The organism is Bifidobacterium stellenboschense, assembly GCF_000741785.1.
GTDB classification, from domain to species: Bacteria; Actinomycetota; Actinomycetes; order Actinomycetales; family Bifidobacteriaceae; genus Bifidobacterium; species Bifidobacterium stellenboschense.
The window spans coordinates 82,603-100,732 of sequence record NZ_JGZP01000004.1; the positions used below are offsets into that span (position 1 = coordinate 82,603).

At 64.2% G+C, this 18,130-nt stretch carries 18 protein-coding genes and 1 tRNA gene; 17 read left to right on the top strand and 2 right to left on the bottom strand.

All coding sequences use genetic code 11. The features are described from left to right. Positions 1-12: 12 nt before the first annotated feature. From BSTEL_RS01710 to mfd, 5 genes are all read left to right on the top strand, one after another. Positions 13-597 carry a GNAT family N-acetyltransferase gene (locus BSTEL_RS01710; protein WP_034526342.1) on the top strand — a complete coding sequence of 195 codons (585 nt, stop codon included), beginning with the start codon at positions 13-15 and terminating at the stop codon, positions 595-597. A 102-nt stretch (positions 598-699) separates the two neighbouring features. Then, positions 700-1,011: a type II toxin-antitoxin system RelB/DinJ family antitoxin gene (locus BSTEL_RS01715; protein WP_162178964.1), complete on the top strand. Its 312-nt coding sequence runs from the start codon at positions 700-702 to the stop codon at positions 1,009-1,011. Next, on the top strand, positions 1,008-1,442 hold the full coding sequence (locus BSTEL_RS01720; protein ID WP_034526344.1) for a PIN domain-containing protein: 435 nt from the start codon (positions 1,008-1,010) through the stop codon (positions 1,440-1,442). The genes BSTEL_RS01715 and BSTEL_RS01720 overlap by 4 nt, the downstream gene beginning before the upstream one ends. Positions 1,443-1,544: 102 nt before the next feature. Further along, complete coding sequence (gene pth, locus BSTEL_RS01725; RefSeq protein ID WP_034526347.1) at positions 1,545-2,144, top strand: aminoacyl-tRNA hydrolase; 600 nt, start codon at positions 1,545-1,547, stop codon at positions 2,142-2,144. Beyond that, a complete protein-coding gene (mfd, locus tag BSTEL_RS01730; protein ID WP_034526349.1) occupies positions 2,134-5,748 on the top strand; it encodes a transcription-repair coupling factor in 3,615 nt (1,204 codons plus the stop codon). The genes pth and mfd overlap by 11 nt, the downstream gene beginning before the upstream one ends. Positions 5,749-5,792: 44 nt before the next feature. Here the strand turns inward: mfd and BSTEL_RS01735 are convergent, their stop codons facing one another. After that, a complete protein-coding gene (locus tag BSTEL_RS01735) occupies positions 5,793-6,278 on the bottom strand; it encodes a GNAT family N-acetyltransferase (RefSeq protein ID WP_034526350.1) in 486 nt (161 codons plus the stop codon). A 204-nt stretch (positions 6,279-6,482) separates the two neighbouring features. Between BSTEL_RS01735 and eno the strand changes: the two genes are divergently transcribed. From eno to BSTEL_RS01760, 5 genes are all read left to right on the top strand, one after another. Next, positions 6,483-7,781, top strand: coding sequence for a phosphopyruvate hydratase (gene eno / locus BSTEL_RS01740; protein WP_034526353.1), 1,299 nt, complete (start codon positions 6,483-6,485; stop codon positions 7,779-7,781). 111 nt (positions 7,782-7,892) lie between these two features. Further along, a complete protein-coding gene (locus tag BSTEL_RS01745) occupies positions 7,893-8,465 on the top strand; it encodes an FtsB family cell division protein (protein WP_034526355.1) in 573 nt (190 codons plus the stop codon). Further along, positions 8,462-9,022 (top strand): DUF501 domain-containing protein, encoded by a 561-nt coding sequence (locus BSTEL_RS01750; protein ID WP_034526358.1) that lies wholly within the window; start codon positions 8,462-8,464, stop codon positions 9,020-9,022. Before BSTEL_RS01745 ends, BSTEL_RS01750 begins: the two co-directional genes overlap by 4 nt. 17 nt (positions 9,023-9,039) lie before the next feature. Then, positions 9,040-10,038, top strand: coding sequence for a Ppx/GppA phosphatase family protein (locus tag BSTEL_RS01755; protein WP_034526360.1), 999 nt, complete (start codon positions 9,040-9,042; stop codon positions 10,036-10,038). Between the two features lie 101 nt (positions 10,039-10,139). Next, positions 10,140-10,219 (top strand) — tRNA-Leu (locus BSTEL_RS01760). A gap of 237 nt (positions 10,220-10,456) precedes the next feature. Here the strand turns inward: BSTEL_RS01760 and BSTEL_RS01770 are convergent. Further along, the gene (locus BSTEL_RS01770; RefSeq protein ID WP_034526364.1) at positions 10,457-11,272 is read right to left on the bottom strand and encodes an HAD family hydrolase; all 816 of its coding nucleotides are present in this window, start codon (positions 11,270-11,272) and stop codon (positions 10,457-10,459) included. 199 nt (positions 11,273-11,471) lie between these two features. Between BSTEL_RS01770 and BSTEL_RS01775 the strand changes: the two genes are divergently transcribed. The 7 genes from BSTEL_RS01775 to ptsP all read left to right on the top strand — a co-directional run bounded on the left by BSTEL_RS01775 (position 11,472) and on the right by ptsP (position 18,054). After that, the gene (locus BSTEL_RS01775) at positions 11,472-12,170 is read left to right on the top strand and encodes a GntR family transcriptional regulator (protein WP_034526366.1); all 699 of its coding nucleotides are present in this window, start codon (positions 11,472-11,474) and stop codon (positions 12,168-12,170) included. A gap of 251 nt (positions 12,171-12,421) precedes the next feature. Continuing rightward, positions 12,422-13,783 (top strand): PTS sugar transporter subunit IIC, encoded by a 1,362-nt coding sequence (locus BSTEL_RS01780; protein ID WP_051922756.1) that lies wholly within the window; start codon positions 12,422-12,424, stop codon positions 13,781-13,783. Positions 13,784-13,951: 168 nt separating this feature from the next. After that, positions 13,952-14,254, top strand: a complete 303-nt coding sequence (locus BSTEL_RS01785; protein WP_034526368.1) for a PTS sugar transporter subunit IIB — start codon at positions 13,952-13,954, stop codon at positions 14,252-14,254. 57 nt (positions 14,255-14,311) lie between these two features. Continuing rightward, positions 14,312-14,638, top strand: a complete 327-nt coding sequence (locus BSTEL_RS01790) for a PTS sugar transporter subunit IIA (protein WP_033889656.1) — start codon at positions 14,312-14,314, stop codon at positions 14,636-14,638. Between the two features lie 32 nt (positions 14,639-14,670). After that, on the top strand, positions 14,671-16,158 hold the full coding sequence (locus BSTEL_RS01795; RefSeq protein ID WP_476574989.1) for a family 1 glycosylhydrolase: 1,488 nt from the start codon (positions 14,671-14,673) through the stop codon (positions 16,156-16,158). Positions 16,159-16,168: 10 nt separating this feature from the next. Then, a complete protein-coding gene (locus tag BSTEL_RS01800) occupies positions 16,169-16,429 on the top strand; it encodes an HPr family phosphocarrier protein (RefSeq protein ID WP_034526372.1) in 261 nt (86 codons plus the stop codon). After that, on the top strand, positions 16,429-18,054 hold the full coding sequence (gene ptsP / locus BSTEL_RS01805; RefSeq protein ID WP_034526375.1) for a phosphoenolpyruvate--protein phosphotransferase: 1,626 nt from the start codon (positions 16,429-16,431) through the stop codon (positions 18,052-18,054). The genes BSTEL_RS01800 and ptsP overlap by 1 nt, the downstream gene beginning before the upstream one ends. Positions 18,055-18,130 lie beyond the last annotated feature (76 nt).

The window sequence follows — 18,130 nt, forward strand, 5'->3', positions numbered from 1 at the left end:
TAGGCTGTCGGCATGTCCTATCTGTTCCGGGCCGCGGCCGCATCCGATCTCAAGGCCATCACCGACATCTACAACGCGTCCGTCGTCGAGGGCGGCGCCACCGCCGATCTGGAGCCGCGCACCCTCGACCAGCGCCGTGCATGGGTGGAATCGCACAAGCCACCCTACGGGGTGTTCGTCGTCGAGGTGACGGACGACGGTGACGATGCCTTCCATGGCGATGAAGAGGTCGCACGTGAACGTAGGGAAACCGTTCAGGAGGATCGTGACGATACCGCTGCCGGCGAGGTCGTCGCCTTCGGTGCATTGTCCGTGTTCTACGACCGCGCCGGCTACGACGGCGTCACCGACCTCGCCTACTACATCGCGCCGCAGTGGCGGCATCGCGGCGTCGGCACGTTCCTGCTTGACCGTCTGCTCGACAAGGCGAGGTCCCGCCGCATGCGCAAGGCCATCGGCATCATCTTCGCCGACAACGCCGGATCGATCGCCCTGATGCGCCGCTTCGGCTTCACCCGGTTCGGTCTCCTCCCCGCCGCCGCCACCGACGCGACCGGCGTCATGCACGACATGTCCTACTGGTACCTGGATTTGTAGGGACCGTCCCCGTCACTATGTGTGTTTCGCGATTGCGGTGTCCCTACCTTCGGCGATAGTTGTATTACTGTAATACAGCTTGGTTTCGAAGAGGTGATGCGCATGACGACGGCGATGGTGACGGCACGCGTCGATGCCGACAGGAAGCGCGACGCCGAGAAGGTGCTGAAACGCAACGGGCGCACGTACTCGGACGTGATACGGGACCTGACCGACTATATGGCCGATACGGGTGAGCTGCCCGAGTTCGAGAAGGCGACGCTCGCCCTGATCGAGGAGCGCGAACGTCGGCGGAAGCTGGAGATCATCGGGTATTTCGCCAACCGTCATCTGCCGGCGGTGGAGGACGGGGTCTCCGACGAGGAGCTGCTCGCGCGTGAGCGCATGGGCAGATTCGGGGAGAAGATGGTATGAAGCTGCTGCTCGACACCAATGTGCTGCTGGATTTCTGCAACGATGCCCGCGCCCCGTTTCACAGCCAGTGCGTGGACCTGCTTCTGGATTGCGCCTCCCGTGCCGATGTGGAGCTCATAATCGCCGTATCGTCGCTCAACGACGTCTACTACGTGCTGCGCCGTCATTACAGTGACGAACAGGACGCCCGCAAGGACATCGGCATGCTGATGGAGCTGTTCGACGTATGCCCGCTGCTGGCGCGTCACGCCCGCATGTCCTACGAATCGGATGAACCGGATTTCGAGGACGGGCTCGTTCGCGCCATCGCCGAGGACAATGCCGCCGATGTCATCGTCACCAGGGATGCGTCGGCGTTCCGCCGTTCCAAGGTGCCGGCGATGGATGCGGTGCGATGCCGGTCGTTGCTAGCCGAAGGACGGAAGGCGTGAAGGTCCCGAGCGGCGGGGGCGATGGCGGAACGGACTTGACGGTGTCGGTGGGTACAATCTGTTCGGTCGAAAACGAGTAAGGCGCAGTAAGGAGCAACGCATATGGCATCGGATTTCTGGCTGATCGCGGGACTGGGCAACCCGGGCAAGAAGTATGAGGACACGCGGCACAACATGGGCTTCATGACCGCCGACGTGCTCGCGGAACGCTGGTCGGTCGCCTTCGCCGACCACAAGGGGCTCGCCATGCTCGGCAAGGGCGCGATGCACCTCGACGGCCGCGCCGTCAAGTTCTTCCTCGCCAAGCCGCTCACCTACATGAACGAGTCCGGCAACGCGGTCGCCTCGATCTGCTCCTACTACCAGATCCAGCCCGACCACGTCATCGTCATCCACGACGACATGGATCTCGACTTCGGTCGCATCAAGGTCAAGGCGGGAGGCTCGGCCGGCGGCCACAACGGCATCAAATCCATCGACAAGTCGCTGGGCACGCCGAAGTACGCGCGCGTGCGCATGGGCGTCGGCCACGCGCGCCGCGGCGCCAACGCGCACGACAACACCATCAATTGGGTGCTCGGCGGCTTCGGCCCCGACCAGCGCAAGCAACTGCCCGAATTCCTCATGGACGGCGCGGACGCCGCCGAGGACATCATCTTCAAGGGACTCGCCAAGACCCAGGAGAAGTTCAATGGCCGCTGACGCCAAGGAGACGCCCGCGTCCGTCACAGCCGCCGCGTCCGAACGCGACCTCGTCGACGGGTCGCTCACCGGACTGCTCGAACGGCTCGCCGCCGGCGATCCCGCGTTCCGCAAGGTCGCCGCCGGAGACGTCGAACCGCCGGAGGGCATCGACGACGCGACCGTCGTCGGCATGCCCGAAGGCCTGCGCCCGGCGCTCGCCGCCGCCATCGCGCAGGGAACGGCGAACGGAGCAAGCAAGGCCGGCAAGCCGGTCGTGCTCGTCGTCGCCTCCGGGCGCGAGGCCGAGGAGACCGTCGGCGCGCTGTGCTCCTGGTATGACGGGAACCCCGGCGACATCGCCCAATTGGAGGCGTGGGAGACGCTGCCCCACGAGAGGCTCAGCCCTCGTGCCGACACGGTCGCCAGCCGCATGGCCGTGTTCCGTCGTCTCAAGCATCCGAGCGACACCGATCCGATGTTCGGCCGCATCCGCATCCTCGTCATGCCGGTGCGCTCGCTCATCCAGCCGATCGTCGCCGGCCTCGCCGACGTCGAACCGCTCGTGTTCACGCAGGGCGAGGATTTGCCGCTCGACGAGGCGGCGGCCCGTCTCGTCGAGAACGCGTACACGCGCGTCGAACTCGTCATGGACCGCGGCGAGTTCGCGGTGCGCGGCGGCATCCTCGACGTGTTCCCGCCGACCGCGCCCCACCCGGTGCGCATCGAGTTCTTCGGCGACGAGATCGACGGCATCAGGGAGTTCCACGCCTCCGACCAGCGCACCTATGGTGACGGCCTTACGACCATCTGGGCGACGCCCTGCCGCGAGCTGCAACTCACCGACCGGGTGCGCGCCCGCGCGAAATCGCTGATCGGCTCCATCCCGAACGCCGACGACATGCTCGAATCCATCGCGAACGCCGTTCCCGTCGAAGGCATGGAATCGCTGATGCCGGCGCTCATCGACGACATGGAGCCGGTCATGGGTCTGCTCCCCGGCGACGCCGTCGTCCTGTTGAGCGACCCGGAGAAGCTGCGCCGCTCCGCCGAGGATCTCGCCAAGACGGCGAACGAGTTCCTCGCCGCCAGCTGGCATGTTGCCGCGTCCGGCCACGGCGCCGGCGCACCCATCACCTTCGACCAGGCGAGCTTCATCGACTACGACGAGGCGATATCCGCGCTCGAGAACTCGAAGCACGACGTGATCCGTCTCACCAGCTTCACCGTCGACGCCTCGCGTCCGGGGCGCGTGCAGGTCGATGCGACGAACCCGGGGGAGTACCGCGGCGACGAGTCGAAGGCGGCCGCCGGCATCGAAGGACTCATCGACGCCGGATTCGACGTGACCATCACCGCGGCGGCCAAGGGCACGCTCGCGCGACTCAAGCGCGCAGTCAACGCGACCGGCATCACCCGGTTCGACACGATCCGCTCGCAGGCGATCGACGGCTTCGTCGACAGGCAGGCGAAGACCGCCCTGCTCACCGAACGCGACCTGACCGGCCGCACGTCGGCGATGGCGCAGGCGAAGACCCCGAAACGCCGCCGCAAGGCCATCGACCTGATGGAGCTCAAGGCCGGCGACTACGTGGTGCACGAGCAGCACGGCATCGGCCGGTTCGTCGAGATGCGCCAGCGCACCATCGGCACCGGCGCGAACCGGACCACGCGCGAATACCTCGTCATCGAATACGCGCCGAGCAAGCGGGGTGCCCCGCCGGACAAGCTGTTCATCCCCACCGACCAGCTCGACCAGGTGAGCAAGTACATTGGCGCCGAAGCACCCAAGCTCAACAAGCTGGGCGGCTCCGACTGGGCGGCCACCAAGGCGAAGGCGCGCAAGCACGTCAAGGAGATCGCCGACGATCTGGTGAAGCTGTATTCGGCCCGACAGCGTACGCCCGGCTTCGCGTTCAGCCCGGACACCCCGTGGCAGAAGGAGCTGGAGGACGCGTTCCCCTACCAGGAGACCGCCGACCAGCTCACCACGATCGACGAGGTCAAGCACGACATGGAGCAGCCGCGTCCGATGGACCGGCTCATCTGTGGCGACGTGGGCTTCGGCAAGACCGAGATCGCGGTGCGCGCCGCGTTCAAGGCCATCCAGGACGGCAAGCAGGTGGCCGTGCTCGTGCCCACCACGCTGCTCGTCCAGCAGCACTATGAGACGTTCACCGAACGCTACGAGGGCTTCCCGGTCAACGTGGCGGCGATGAGTCGTTTCCAGAAGCCCAAGGAGATCAAGGAGACCATCGAGGGGCTGGCGGCCGGCACCGTGGACGTGGTCATCGGCACGCACAAGTTGCTCAACCCGAAGATCAGGTTCAAGGATCTCGGCCTCGTCATCATCGACGAGGAGCAGCGTTTCGGTGTCGAGCACAAGGAGACGCTCAAGGCCTTGCGCACCAACGTGGACGTGCTGTCCCTGTCCGCCACGCCGATCCCGCGCACGTTGGAGATGGCCGTCACCGGCATCCGCGAGATGTCGACGCTCGCCACCCCGCCGGAGGACCGTCTGCCGGTGCTCACCTACGTGGGCGCCTACGAGGACGCGCAGGTCACGGCCGCGGTGCGCCGCGAACTGCTGCGCGGTGGACAGGTGTTCTACGTGCACAACCGCGTGGAGGACATCGCGCATATCGCCGACAGGATCCACACGCTCGTGCCGGAGGCGAAGGTCGGCGTCGCGCACGGCAAGATGGGCGAGAAGCAGCTCGACCAGATCATCCGCGACTTCTGGCACCGCGACATCGACGTGCTCGTATGCACGACGATCATCGAGACCGGATTGGATATCTCGAACGCGAACACGCTGATCGTCGACCATGCGGACCGCTTCGGCCTCTCGCAGCTCCACCAGCTGCGCGGACGCGTCGGTCGTGGCCGCGAACGCGCGTACGCGTACTTCCTGTACGACCCGTCCAAGCCGATGACCCAGCAGTCGCACGACAGGCTCGCGACGATCGCGCAGAACACGGCGTTGGGCTCCGGCTTCGACGTGGCGATGAAGGATCTGGAGCTCAGGGGCACCGGCAACCTACTCGGCGACCAGCAGTCCGGGCACATCGAGGGCGTCGGCTTCGACCTGTACGTGCGCATGGTCTCCGAGGCCGTCGAGAAGTACAAGGAGCCGGACAAGGCCGCCGAACCGGTGAACGTGTCCATCGACCTGCCGGTCGAGGCGTCGATTCCGGTGGACTACATCGACTCGGACAAGCTGCGCCTCGAGGCCTACCGCAAGCTCGCCGCCGCCCGCGACGAGAACGACTTGAAGGACCTCGCCGAGGAACTCGTCGATCGCTACGGCCCGCTGCCGGAGGAATTCGAGATGCTGTTCGGCGTGGCGCGCCTCAAGTTCAGGGCCAGGAAGCTCGGCATCTCCGAGATCCTCGCCCAGTCGAACCGTCTGCGCGTCGGCCGCGTCGACCCGCCCGAATCGATGCTCATGCGCATGTCGCGCATCTACAAGGGATTCCAGTACCGGCCGGTCACCCACCAGATGATCATCCCCACGCCGTTCGGCGGTTCGCTCGGCAAGGGGCCGATGCCCGGCGAACAGGTGATGGACTGGGGGTCCGACCTGCTCAACGACCTGGCCTATGTGCCGGGCAAACACCGGTAGCTGAGCGGCGGGGGAGCGGAGCGTGACGCGGGCCCCGCAAGGCCCTACAGGATCGTCTCCATGCCGACCTTGTAGGGCTTGAGGCCCATCCGCTCGTAGAACGCCTGCGCGCCCGGATTGCACGACCACACGTTGAGCGTCACGTTGTAGCAGCCGGAGCCGCGGGCGAAATCGAGCACATGCCGGTAGACGGCGGTGCCCACATGCCGCCCGCGCGCCGCCTCGTCGACGCAGATGTCGTCGATGTAGAGCGTCGTCATGTCGGTGAGCACGTGGTTGCCCGGATGCCGCTCGAACACGCAGAATGCGTATCCGTAGAGCGTCGCGTCGTCAGCGTCGGAGAACGCGCCGAAGACGGGGCGATCGTCGTCGGCGAGGATCGCCTTGAGCTCGTCGTCGGTGTATTTCGTCGCGTTCGCCTTGAACAGGTCGGGGCGGCCGGCGTGATGGATGTCCGCCACCTGCCGCAGCAGCCGGTGGAGTTCGGGGATGTCGCGCTCCTCGGCGCGACGGATGTGCATGTCGTTCATGCGGGCCAGTCTAGTCGGCGGACGCGCGCATGTCCGGACCGTGGAACGTCGACGGGAGTCGAACGGGGTGTGAAACAACGTTGAAATGTCGGTGAACAGTGGGATGTGAACGCTCACAACACGCAATGCGGAACCCTTGCGCGTAGTCCATCAATCACACTATTCTTGACGATGTCATCACAACCTAACGTTAAAGGAGTAGTTGTGGCAGCAATTGAAAGCGTCTACGCGCGTCAGATTCTCGATTCCCGCGGCAACCCGACCGTCCAGGTCGTTCTGGACACCGAAGACGGCGCCCGCGGTCTGGGTCTGGTCCCGTCCGGTGCCTCCACCGGTGAGGCCGAGGCCTGGGAGCGTCGCGACGGCGACAAGTCCGTCTACGGCGGCAAGGGCGTTCTGAACGCGGTCAAGGCCGTCAACGAGGAGATCGCTCCGAAGGTCATCGGCATGGATGCCTCCGACCAGCGCGCCCTCGACGACCTGATGATCGAGCTCGACGGCACCCCGAACAAGGGCCGTCTGGGCGCCAACGCCATCCTCGGCGTCTCCCTGGCCGCCCTGTACGCCGCCGCCGAGTCCGCCGACGAGCCGCTGTACCGCTACATCGGCGGCACTAACGGCCACATCCTGCCGGTGCCGAACATGAACATCATGAACGGCGGCGCCCACGCGGACTTCGCCACCGACATCCAGGAGTACATGATCTCCCCGTACGGCTTCGACACCTACTCCGAGGCCCTGCAGGCCGGCGTCGAGGTCTACCACACCCTGAAGAACGTCCTCAAGAAGGAAGGCCTGAACACTGGCCTCGGCGACGAGGGCGGCTTCGCTCCGAAGATGAAGTCCAACAAGGACTCCCTCAACTACATCATGGACGCCATCTCCGCCGCCGGCTACGAGCCGGGCAAGCAGATCGGCATCTCCCTCGACGTCGCCTCCTCCGAGTTCTACAACAAGGAGACCGGCAAGTACCACTTCGAGGGCGACGAGCGCGACTCCCAGTACATGCTCGACTTCTACGAGCAGCTCATCGAGGAGTACCCGATCGTCTCCATCGAGGATCCGTTCAACGAGGAGGGCTGGGAAGACTGGACCGCCATCACCAAGCTGCTTGGCGACCGCCTGCAGTTCGTCGGTGACGACCTGCTCGTGACCAACCCGGCCCGCCTGGCCAAGGCCATCGAGCTCGGCGCCGCCAACTCCCTGCTGGTCAAGCTGAACCAGATCGGCACCGTGACCGAGACCCTCGACGCCATCGAGCTGGCCACCGCCAACGGCTACACCTCCATGGTCTCCCACCGTTCCGGCGAGACCCCGGACACCACCATCTCCGATCTGGCCGTCGCCAAGAACACCCGCCAGATCAAGACCGGTGCCCCGGCCCGTGGCGAGCGCGTCGCCAAGTACAACCGCCTGCTCGAGATCGAGGAGGAGCTCGGCTCCACCGCGAAGTACGCCGGCTACAGCGCCTTCAAGGCCTGCAAGAAGTACATCAACAAGTGAGTTGATGCCGCTTCGTCGGCGTGCTGAGGCGTCGCCCCATCCGGGGCGACCATAGCGCAGCAGCAGAATACCCGTCGTGTTCCGTCGAACGCGACGGGTATTTTGTTGCCCATGACCACACGGAACCGGACATCACGCGCGGGGGACGCCAAGTCCGCCGCGAAAGCGAAGAAGAACCGTCGTTCCGGAAACTCCGGCCCGATCGCCTTCTTCGTCTCCCTGTTCATCATCGCGGTCGGCACCATCCAGCTCGTCTCCACGTTCAACACGTACGCGGCCGACCTCGCCCACCTCAACAGCCTCAAGCGTGAGGAGGCGGCGCTCGTCGCCCAGAAACAGGAGCTGGAGAACGACATCTCCCGTTGGGATGACAAGAACTACGTGGCCGCACAGGCCCGCGAACGCCTCGGCTTCGTCTTCCCCGGCGAGACCCCGGTCCGCGTGCAGAACCCGCAGGCCGTGACCGGCGACGGCAGCGGCACGAGCAAGACGACCGGCGACGACACGGACACGTCGAAGCAGCTGCCTTGGTACAGTGAGCTCTCGTACGCGTTCAAGAAAGCCGACGAACCGCTGCCCAAGAACTCCACGGGCACGCAGGGGAAGACCGGGACGCAGAAGAACCAGCAGGATTCCGGTTCCACATCGACGGACACGACCACGACCAAGAAGGACCAGCAGTGACCACCACCATCGACCCGACCGCACTGGCCGACCAGATCCTCGACCATCCGGCCACCAAAGCCGACATCGCCATCGTCGAGCACCAGCTCGGACGCTACCCGCGCGGCATGGCCGCCGTCGGCGCGCGCTGCGCATGCGGCCGTCCGCTCGCCGTCGTCACCCGTCCGCTGCTGCCCGGCGGCGTGCCGTTCCCCACCACCTGCTACCTCACCAGCCCGGAGGCCGTCAAAGCCGCCTCGCACGTGGAGGCCGACGGCGTGATGCAGGAGTACAGCCGTCTCGTCGCCGAAGACGAGGACGTGAAGGCCGCCTACGCGCACGCGCACGAGCTGTATCTCGCGTTCCGCCACGAGATCGCCGTCAAGCTCGGCGACACCGAGGAGCATATCGAAGGCACGTCGGCCGGCGGCATGCCCGTACGTGTCAAGTGCCTGCACGCGCTGATCGCCCAATCGCTCGTCATGGGCCGCGGCGCCAATCCGATCGGCGACATGGTGCTCGACCGCGTGAAGGACGAGTTCGACCCGGCCGTATGCCGGTGCAGCGTGCTGGACTGACAAGGAAAGGAACCATCATGGGCAAGGCGGTGACCGTCGCGGGAATCGATTGCGGCACCAACTCCATCCGACTGAAGATCGCGCGCGTCGACGAGCACGGCATGACCGAGATCGTGCCGCGCCAGTTGCGCGTCATCCGGCTCGGCCAGGACGTCGACAAGACGCACCGGTTCGCGGACGAGGCGCTGGAACGCGCCTACGAGGCGGCGCGCGAGTTCGCCGGCATCCTCGCCGAGCATCCGGTCGACGGCATCCGCTTCGTCGCCACCTCCGCCACGCGCGACGCCGAGAACCGCGAGGAGTTCGAGGACGGCATCGAGGCGATCCTCGGCGTGCGCCCCGAGGTCATCCCCGGCACGGAGGAGGCCGACCTGAGCTTCCTCGGCGCCACGTCGGTCGTCGACCGCGGCGACCTCAAACCGCCCTATCTGGTCGTCGACCTGGGTGGCGGCTCCACCGAGCTCGTCATCGGCGGCGACGGCGAGACCGCGCCCGCCACGCAGGTGCAGGCCGCGTATTCGATGAACATCGGATCGGTGCGTATGACCGAGCGTCATCTCAGGACCGATCCGCCCACCGAGGAGGAGATCGCCGAGGCCGTCGAGGACATCGACGCGCATATCGACGAAGCGTTCCGCACCGTGCCCGCCGGCAAGGCGCGCACCATCATCGGCGTGTCCGGCACCGTGACCACGATGACCGCGCTCGCCATCGGACTGAAGGAATACGACCACTCCATCGTCGACGGCCATCGCCTGTCCATCGCCGACGCGACCGGCGTCGACGACCTGTTCCTCAGGATGACGCGCGAACAGCGACGCGCCTACAAGACGATCCATCCCGGACGCATCGACGTGGTGGGAGGCGGCGCCGTCGTATGGAACCGCGTGCTCGCCAAGGTGAGCGAGGCCGCGCGACTCGACCACGGCGAGGCCATCGACTCGTACGTGGCGAGCGAGCACGGCCTGCTCGACGGCATCGTCCTCGACTACGGACGGCGCCTGCTCGCCGCGTGACGCGATTCCGCGCGACACGACCAGACGCGACTGTGCGGTGCATCCCGACACGCGGGCGCACCGCATAGTACAATGACACGGTCGGTTCCCACCGGCCATAGGCCTCCATGGCGAAATCGGTAGACGCAGTCGACTTAAAATCGATCGCTTCGGCGTGCGGGTTCGAGTCCCGCTGGAGGCACTTCATCACCCGGTTTCACGAAATATCGTGGGCCGGGTTTTGTATTTCCGACGATAGGCGATGTTGCGATTGCGTTGGAATCATGCGGCTGTTGGGTGGCGGCCCGGGAGCGGCACGGGACACGGCGCAGGAAGCGAAGACGGAGCGCATGGCTCGGGGCCGTGTTCCCACGCCGATGAAGGAGAGTGTGTCGAACAGCCCCGTCTGGAGCATTCTCTTCTGAGGCGGGGTGGCATGTTAACGGAGCAGCCGGTGCAGTACCGCCGCGAGACCGTTGTTGTCGACGTTTGGCGCAATCATGTCGGCGACTGATTTGACGGCTTCGGTGCCGTTGCCCATCGCCACGCCGATGCCGGCAGTCTGTATCATCTCAAGGTCGTTGTCGCTGTCGCCGATGGCGATCGTGTCGGACAGTGGAACTCCGAGCCGTTGAGAGACTTTCATGAGCGCCGTGCCCTTGTCTACTCCGGGGATAAGGATCTCGCCGTTGTCGTCGCTGGAAGCGTTGATTGATCCGTGGATAATGGTCGCGTAGTCAGCGAGCTCGCGACGCACGTCTTCCACGGTAAGACTGCCGTTCTCGGGGACGTAGAACGTTCCTTTGCTGACTGGAGGTAGAGGGGCGGAATGGTCGGTGATGGTGTGCCAGGAGTCGCGCATCTGCGGATGCCGCAGCAGTTTTCGCCAGATGCCGAACCGGTGCGGGTAGCGTTCGGTGGCGTGCATGCCGTCGGGGCAGTGCCAGGCATACGGCATGGCGTGCGCGGTGAAGAACGAGGTCGCCATGCGGACGGATTCAGCGGGCATGCGCTCGTCGATGATGGTCTCGCCGTCGAGCTCGGCGCATGCGCCGCCGTCGGATACGATGCCGTCGAACCCAAGTTCGAGCACCGGTGGGTCGATGTCCAGCGCCGCACGGCCCGAACAGATGAACAGCCGGTGCCCGGCCTGCTGCGCTCGGCGGCACTGCTCGCGAGCCGATTCGGGAATGCGGTGGCTGCTGTCCAGCAGTGTGCCGTCGATATCAATAAATACTAGTTTGGATATGCTCATGCGCGTGTTCTCCTATGGAATGCCGACATCAGCGTCTGAACTGTAGATGGTGTTTCCTAAGAATAATTCATTCGAATGAATCATGCAATTGTGGGTGATGGTGTGTCTGTAATTCGAATGAATATGAGTCATGCGATAATATGGATCATGTGTGCTGCGGCGATGTGACGCGGCTGGATGATGTGATTTTGGAGGGTGTATGAAATACCGTGAACTGGCGAAGATTCTCAAGGTGGAGATCGACAAGGGCAAATACCGCGACACGGGAAAGCTGCCTACCGAGCCCGAGCTCATGGAGCAGTTCGGCGCGACCCGGTACTGCGTGCGTAACGCCATTGCCATGTTGGTCGAGCTCGGCGATGTGTATCCGGTGCAGGGCAGCGGCATGTTCGTCCGGGAGAACAGGCGTGAGGGCTGCCTCAACATCAACGGCACGAGAGGCATGACTTCGGAGTTTCCCGGCCATTCCGTGTCCTCCAAGCTGATCAAGCTGGAGCAGCGCGAGGCGGGTGCGGATTCCGCGCGCCTCAAGTGCGCCGTCGACGCCAAAGTCTATAGCGTCTCGCGCCTGCGTCTGTTGGATGACGAACCGTTCGCCATCGAGTACGCCCTGTATCTCAAGGAGTTCGTGCCGTATCTCAGCGAGGAGATCGCCAGTGGCTCCATTTACGCGTACATTCGCGAGGACCTGGGGCTGAGTACGGGATTTGCAGACAAGCTGATATACGCGCGAGAGCTGGATCATGGCCGGGCCGACCTTCTTGGCCTGTCGGCTGGGGATCCCGCCCTGGTGGTCGAGGACGACGCCTATCTGGCCAGCGGCCGCATGTTCAACGCCGGCACGGTCTACTACCACTATAAGAAGGCCACGTTTTTTAATTTCGCCGACCTGAAGTAGTCCCTTATATGCGTGAGGCGGCGTCGCCGGTGGGGGAGGCGCCGCTTCACGGTATTCCCTCGGGGAAGCGACACGCCGTATCCCAAAATCATTCGAATGAATTTGACACAGCCGAATGAAACTCGTATATTGTAGTCAAGTCATTCGGATTACGCCTATTCATCCGAATGACTTGATACTGAACAAGAGGAATCGGACCGGCGACAAGGACGCCGGTCCGGGGACATCAACCAGTCCAAAGGAGGACGAGAATGAAGGAGTTCGGCAACAAACTGCTCAACGGCTTCATGAAATTCGCGACGACCAAGGCGGTCACCGCTCTGAAGGACGGCTTCGTGCTCACGATGCCGGCCACCCTGGTGGGATCGCTGTTCCTGCTGCTCGCGAACCTGCCGTTCGAGGGCTACACGGACTTCATGAACCACCTGCTGACCGACAAGTGGAACATCGGCCTGAGCCAGGTGTCCGCCGGAACATTCAATATCCTGGCCGTCATCATCGCGGTCGGCATCGGCTACGCCTACGCGCGCAACGAGAAGGAAGACGGCATCTCCTCCGGTCTGCTGGCCCTGGTCGCCTTCTTCATCCTCTCGCCGTCCTCGGTGAGCATCGACCACAGCACCGTCGATGCAATCAAGGAGGGCACCACCGCCTCCGTGTCCGGCGCGATCTCCACCTCATGGACCGGCGGCAACGGCGTGATCACCGCCATCATCGTCGGCCTGCTGTCCGGCCTGGTGTTCGTCAAGTGCATGAAGCACAACCTCAAGATCAAACTGCCCGACTCCGTGCCCGAAGGCGTGTCCAACGCGTTCTCCGCCATGATCCCCGGCTTCTTCGTGGTGCTCGGCTCCGCCGTCATCTACCACCTGTGCCAGCTGTTCGGCGGCGTGAGCTTCACTGAACTCATCTTCAAGATCCTGCAGACCCCGATGCAGAACCTCACCGACAACTGGGCCGGCGCGATCATCATCACCCTGCTCATCTCCATCCTCTTCTGGTGCGGCATCCACGGCCCGAACGTCGTCATGGGCATCATGGCCCCGCTGCTGACTGCCAACTCCGTGGCCAACCAGGCCCTCATGGATGCCGGCAAGGCCGTGACCACCGCCGACGGCGGCCATATCCTCACCCCGCAGATCGTCGACTGCTTCGTCAAGTTCGGCGGCACCGGCATCACCCTCGGCCTGCTCATCGCCGGCCTGATCGTGGCCAAGTCCAGCCAGATGAAGGAAATGTCGAAGCTGTCAGTCGTGCCCGGCCTGTTCAACATCAACGAGCCGGTCATCTTCGGCCTGCCGATCGTGTTCAACCCGTTCTTCCTGATCCCGTTCATCGTCGTCCCGCTGATCGCCATGATCATCACCTACGGCGCGATGTACATCGGCTTCCTGCCCCCGTTCGGCGCCGTCCAGGTGCCGTGGACCACCCCGGTGATCATCTCCGGCTTCCTGCTGGGCGGCTGGAAGGCAGCGCTCATCCAGCTCATCATCCTCGTGATCTCCGTGGTCGTCTACCTGCCGTTCGTCAAGAAGCAGGACCAGGCATGGGTCGCCGAACAGGCCGCCAACGACGCCGACATCGAGACGGCCGCCGCCGCGGCCAAGGCCTGAGACGCCGCATCGAACGGCCCGACTCTTCCGATCGGCAATGGTCGGATGACATGGGAGCCCGGTACGAGCAACCACCCTTGCCGGGCCCCCTCCTTAATCAACACTCAATACACCCATAACAACCAACCGCCCCACGATCGGTATGGGGCCCACTGAAAGGAAAACACCATGAAGATCGTACTGTGCTGCAACGCCGGAATGTCCACCAGCATGCTGGTCAAGAAGATGCGCGCCGCCGCCGAGGCCAAGGGCATCGAGGCCGAAATCGACGCCTACCCGATCTCCGAGGTCGAGGAGAAGGCCGCGAACGCCGACGCCGTGCTGCTCGGACCGCAGGTACGCTACGAGCTCGACCACGTCAAGAAGCTGCTGCCCGGCAAGCCGGTCGAGGCCATCAACCCGCAGGACTACGGCATGGTGCGCGGCGACAAGGTGCTCGAACACGCCATCGCCATCGCCGACGCCAAGTAACCCGACACCAACAGACAGACAACCGACAACCAAACGAACGAACCAAGGGTGGTAACAATGGCAGAAGACAACAAGGACTTCGACTGGGAGACCCTCTGCTTCCAGATGATCACAGCCGCGGGAAGCGCCAAATCCGACTACATCGAGGCGTTGCAGGCGGCCAAGGCCGGCAAATACGACAAGGCCGACGAGCTCATCAAGAGCGGCGACCAGAGCTTCGCGACCGGCCACGACCTGCACACCAACCTCGTGCAGCGCGAGGCGTCCGGCGAGAAGATCGAGGTCAGCCTGCTCATGACGCACGTCGAGGACCAGATGATGGCCGCGGAGACCGTCAAACTGCTGGTCAACGAGCTCATCGCGCTGTACAAGAAGATCAACTGACCCACAGGACCTATCAGGAAAAGGAACACAACATGGGTTTCCCAAGCAACTTTCTGTGGGGCGGCGCAGTGGCCGCCCACCAGCTCGAAGGTGCGTGGAACGAAGACGGCAAGGGCGTATCCATCGCCGACGTGATGACCGCGGGCGCGCACGGCGTGCCCCGGCAGATCACCGATAGCGTCGAGACCGGCAAGATCTACCCGAACCACTGGGGCAACGACTACTACCACCGCTTCCGCGGCGACGACTCGCTGTTCCAGGAGATGGGCTTCAAATGCTTCCGCACCTCCATTGCCTGGTCGCGCATCTTCCCTAACGGCGAGGAGGACGAGCCCAACGAGGCCGGACTGAAGTTCTACGACGACCTGTTCGACGACCTCAAGGCCAAGGGCATGGAACCGGTCGTGACGCTCTCGCACTTCGAGATGCCGCTCAACCTGAGCCTCAAATACGGAGGGTTCACCGACCGCAGGCTCATCGACCTGTTCGTCAAGTTCGCGCTCACCGTCATGGAACGCTACAAGACCAAGGTGAAGTACTGGCTGACCTTCAACGAGGTCAACAACCAGATGAACCTCGACAACCCGATTTTCGCCTACACCGACTCCGGTATCCGGTTCTCCGAGACGGACACGATCCACGAGCGCAAGCGCAAGGTCTGGCAGGCCGTGCACAACGAGTTCGTCGCCAGCGCCCTGGTCGTCAAGTGCGGCCACGAGATCAACCCCGACTTCCGGATCGGATGCATGCTGGCCATCGTGCCGATCTACCCGGCCACCTGCAACCCCGACGACGTGATGCGCGCCGAAGTCGCCATGCGCGACCGGCTCGTGTTCGGCGACGTGTACGTCAACGGCGAATACCCGAACTACGCAAGGAACATGTGGGCCCGCGAGGACATCACCCCTCACATGGAGCCGGGAGACGAGACGGCCATCGCCGAGGGCACGGTCGACTTCATCTCCATCAGCTACTACATGTCGATGGCCCTGTCCGCCGACGACTCCACCCCCGGCGACTTCGACTCCGGCATCGCCGGCGTGGTGCGCAACACGTACATCCCCGCCACCAAATGGGGCTGGCAGATCGACCCCGTCGGCCTGCGCTACGCGCTGAGCGTCCTGTACGAACGCTACCGCAAGCCGATCTTCATCGTGGAGAACGGCTACGGCGCATACGACACCGTCAACCCGGACGGCACCATCGACGACGACGACCGCATCGACTACCTGCGCGCCCACATCGAACAGGTCGACAAGGCCATCGACCTCGACGGCGTGGAGGTCGATGGGCTACACCGTGTGGGGCTGCATCGACGTGGTCAGCTTCGGCACCGGCGAATTCAAGAAACGCTACGGATTGATCTACGTCGACGCCGACGACGAAGGACACGGCACCTTCGAACGCCGCCGCAAGAAATCCTTCGGCTGGTACCAGAAGGTCATCGCCACCAACGGCGAACAGCTGTAAACCACAGCACGTATACAAGGCGCTTCAAGCGCAACACATCAAACGCATAAAGGAATCATCATGTCTCAGGAATTCACGTTCACCGTATCCGACCCCGAGGGCATGCACGCCCGCCCCGCAGGCCTGCTGGTCGCCAAGGCCCAGGAATACCAGTCGAGCATCATCGTCACCCGCGACGGAAAACCCGTGGACGCCAAACGCATCTTCGGCGTCATGGGACTCGGCGTCAAGCAGGGCGACGAGGTCACCGTCAAGGTGCAGGGCAACGACGAGGTCAAGGCCGCCGCCGAATTCGAGCAGTTCCTCAAGGAGAACTTGTGATGAGAACGATACAAGGCGTTGGAGTCTCCGCCGGCATCGCCATCGGCGCGATCCGCGTGCTCGACACCGCCGACCACGCCGTGGAACGCCGCGTGGTCGACGACCCGAAGGCCGAGGTGGAACGCTTCCGTGCGGCCCGTGATACGGCCGTCAACCAGCTCAAGCAGCTCCGTGACAAGACAGCCGCCGAGTTCGGCGAAGGCAAGGCCGAACTGTTCGACACCCACCAGCTCATGCTCCAGGACCCGGACTACGTGGAAAGCATCGAGGACCTGATCACATCGAGCAAGGTGAACGCCGAGTTCGCGGTCAACAGCACCGCCGAACAGTTCGCCGCCATGTTCGCAGCAATGGACAACTCCTACATGCAGGCGCGCGCCGCCGACGTCAAGGACGTCTCCCGCCGCGTGATCAACGTACTCGAAGGCAAACGCGGCGGCGGAGCGCAGGACGGCGACGGCGACAGCCACATCATCCTCGCCGAGGACTTGGCCCCCAGCGAAACCGTGCAGCTCGACCGCGCCAAGGTGCTGGGATTCGTGACCGCCAAAGGCTCCGCGAACTCGCACACCGCGATCCTGGCCCGCACGATGGGCCTGCCCGCCATCATCGGCATCGGCGACGCCTTCGACCCGGCCGACGACGGCCACACCGCCGTGATCGACGGCACCAGCGGCATGGTGTTCGTCGACCCGGACGAGGCCACGCTGACCGAATACCGAGGCAAGAAGGCCCAGTACGAGGAACACCTGCGCCTGCTGCAGGAGCTCAAGGGCAAGCCCACCGAGACCAAGTCCGGCCAGCAGGTGCGCCTGTACGCCAACATCGGCCGCCCCTCGGACGTGACCGCCGTACTGGCCAACGACGCCGAAGGCATCGGTCTGTTCCGCAGCGAGTTCCTGTATCTGGAGAGCGAGGACTACCCGACCGAGGAATTCCAGTTCGAAGCCTACAAGGAAGTCGCGCAGAAGATGGGCGACCGTCTGGTCGTCATCCGCACGCTCGACATCGGCGCGGACAAGCAGGTCGGCTACTTCAATCTGGAGCACGAGGACAACCCCGCGCTCGGTTACCGCGCCATCCGCATCTGCCTGACCCGTCCGGAGATCTTCAAGGTCCAGCTGCGCGCTTTGCTACGCGCCTCCGTGTACGGCAACATCGCCATCATGCTGCCCATGATCACCTCGGTCCAGGAGGTGCGCGACGCCAAGAAGATCCTCGACGAGGTCAAGAGCGAGCTGCGCGGCGGGCACGTCGACTTCAACGAACACATCCAGGTCGGCATTATGATCGAGACGCCCGCCTCGGTCATCATGGCCGACGAACTGGCCGCCGAAGTCGATTTCTTCTCCATCGGCACCAACGACCTGACCCAGTACACGCTGGCCTGTGACCGGCAGAACCCGAACCTCGGACGGTTTGCCGACCCGCACTCGCCCGCCGTGCTGCGCATGATCCGCATGGCCACCGAGGCCGCGCATCGCCATGACATCTGGTGCGGCATCTGCGGCGAACTCGGCGCGGACCCGGAACTGACCGACACGTTCCTCGAAATCGGACTCGACGAACTGTCCGTCTCGCCCACCAGCGTCCTGCCCCTACGCAACGCCATCCGCAACCACTGAGCATCAATACCGGTCGGCATACTAGGGCCGCCAAAGGAACGCGGGACGGACGGACTAAGTGCCGCCGCCCCGCGTT

Excerpts from the sequence above, each read along its gene's own strand:
- BSTEL_RS01710 (WP_034526342.1), top strand. The coding sequence starts at position 13 with ATGTCCTATCTGTTCCGGGCCGCGGCCGCATCCGATCTCAAGGCCATC.
- BSTEL_RS01715 (WP_162178964.1), top strand. The coding sequence starts at position 700 with ATGACGACGGCGATGGTGACGGCACGCGTCGATGCCGACAGGAAGCGC.
- BSTEL_RS01720 (WP_034526344.1), top strand. The coding sequence starts at position 1,008 with ATGAAGCTGCTGCTCGACACCAATGTGCTGCTGGATTTCTGCAACGAT.
- pth (WP_034526347.1), top strand. The coding sequence starts at position 1,545 with ATGGCATCGGATTTCTGGCTGATCGCGGGACTGGGCAACCCGGGCAAG.
- mfd (WP_034526349.1), top strand. The coding sequence starts at position 2,134 with ATGGCCGCTGACGCCAAGGAGACGCCCGCGTCCGTCACAGCCGCCGCG.
- BSTEL_RS01735 (WP_034526350.1), bottom strand. The coding sequence starts at position 6,278 with ATGAACGACATGCACATCCGTCGCGCCGAGGAGCGCGACATCCCCGAA.
- BSTEL_RS01745 (WP_034526355.1), top strand. The coding sequence starts at position 7,893 with ATGACCACACGGAACCGGACATCACGCGCGGGGGACGCCAAGTCCGCC.
- BSTEL_RS01755 (WP_034526360.1), top strand. The coding sequence starts at position 9,040 with ATGGGCAAGGCGGTGACCGTCGCGGGAATCGATTGCGGCACCAACTCC.
- BSTEL_RS01770 (WP_034526364.1), bottom strand. The coding sequence starts at position 11,272 with ATGAGCATATCCAAACTAGTATTTATTGATATCGACGGCACACTGCTG.
- BSTEL_RS01775 (WP_034526366.1), top strand. The coding sequence starts at position 11,472 with ATGAAATACCGTGAACTGGCGAAGATTCTCAAGGTGGAGATCGACAAG.
- BSTEL_RS01780 (WP_051922756.1), top strand. The coding sequence starts at position 12,422 with ATGAAGGAGTTCGGCAACAAACTGCTCAACGGCTTCATGAAATTCGCG.
- BSTEL_RS01785 (WP_034526368.1), top strand. The coding sequence starts at position 13,952 with ATGAAGATCGTACTGTGCTGCAACGCCGGAATGTCCACCAGCATGCTG.
- BSTEL_RS01790 (WP_033889656.1), top strand. The coding sequence starts at position 14,312 with ATGGCAGAAGACAACAAGGACTTCGACTGGGAGACCCTCTGCTTCCAG.
- BSTEL_RS01795 (WP_476574989.1), top strand. The coding sequence starts at position 14,671 with ATGGGTTTCCCAAGCAACTTTCTGTGGGGCGGCGCAGTGGCCGCCCAC.
- BSTEL_RS01800 (WP_034526372.1), top strand. The coding sequence starts at position 16,169 with ATGTCTCAGGAATTCACGTTCACCGTATCCGACCCCGAGGGCATGCAC.
- ptsP (WP_034526375.1), top strand. The coding sequence starts at position 16,429 with ATGAGAACGATACAAGGCGTTGGAGTCTCCGCCGGCATCGCCATCGGC.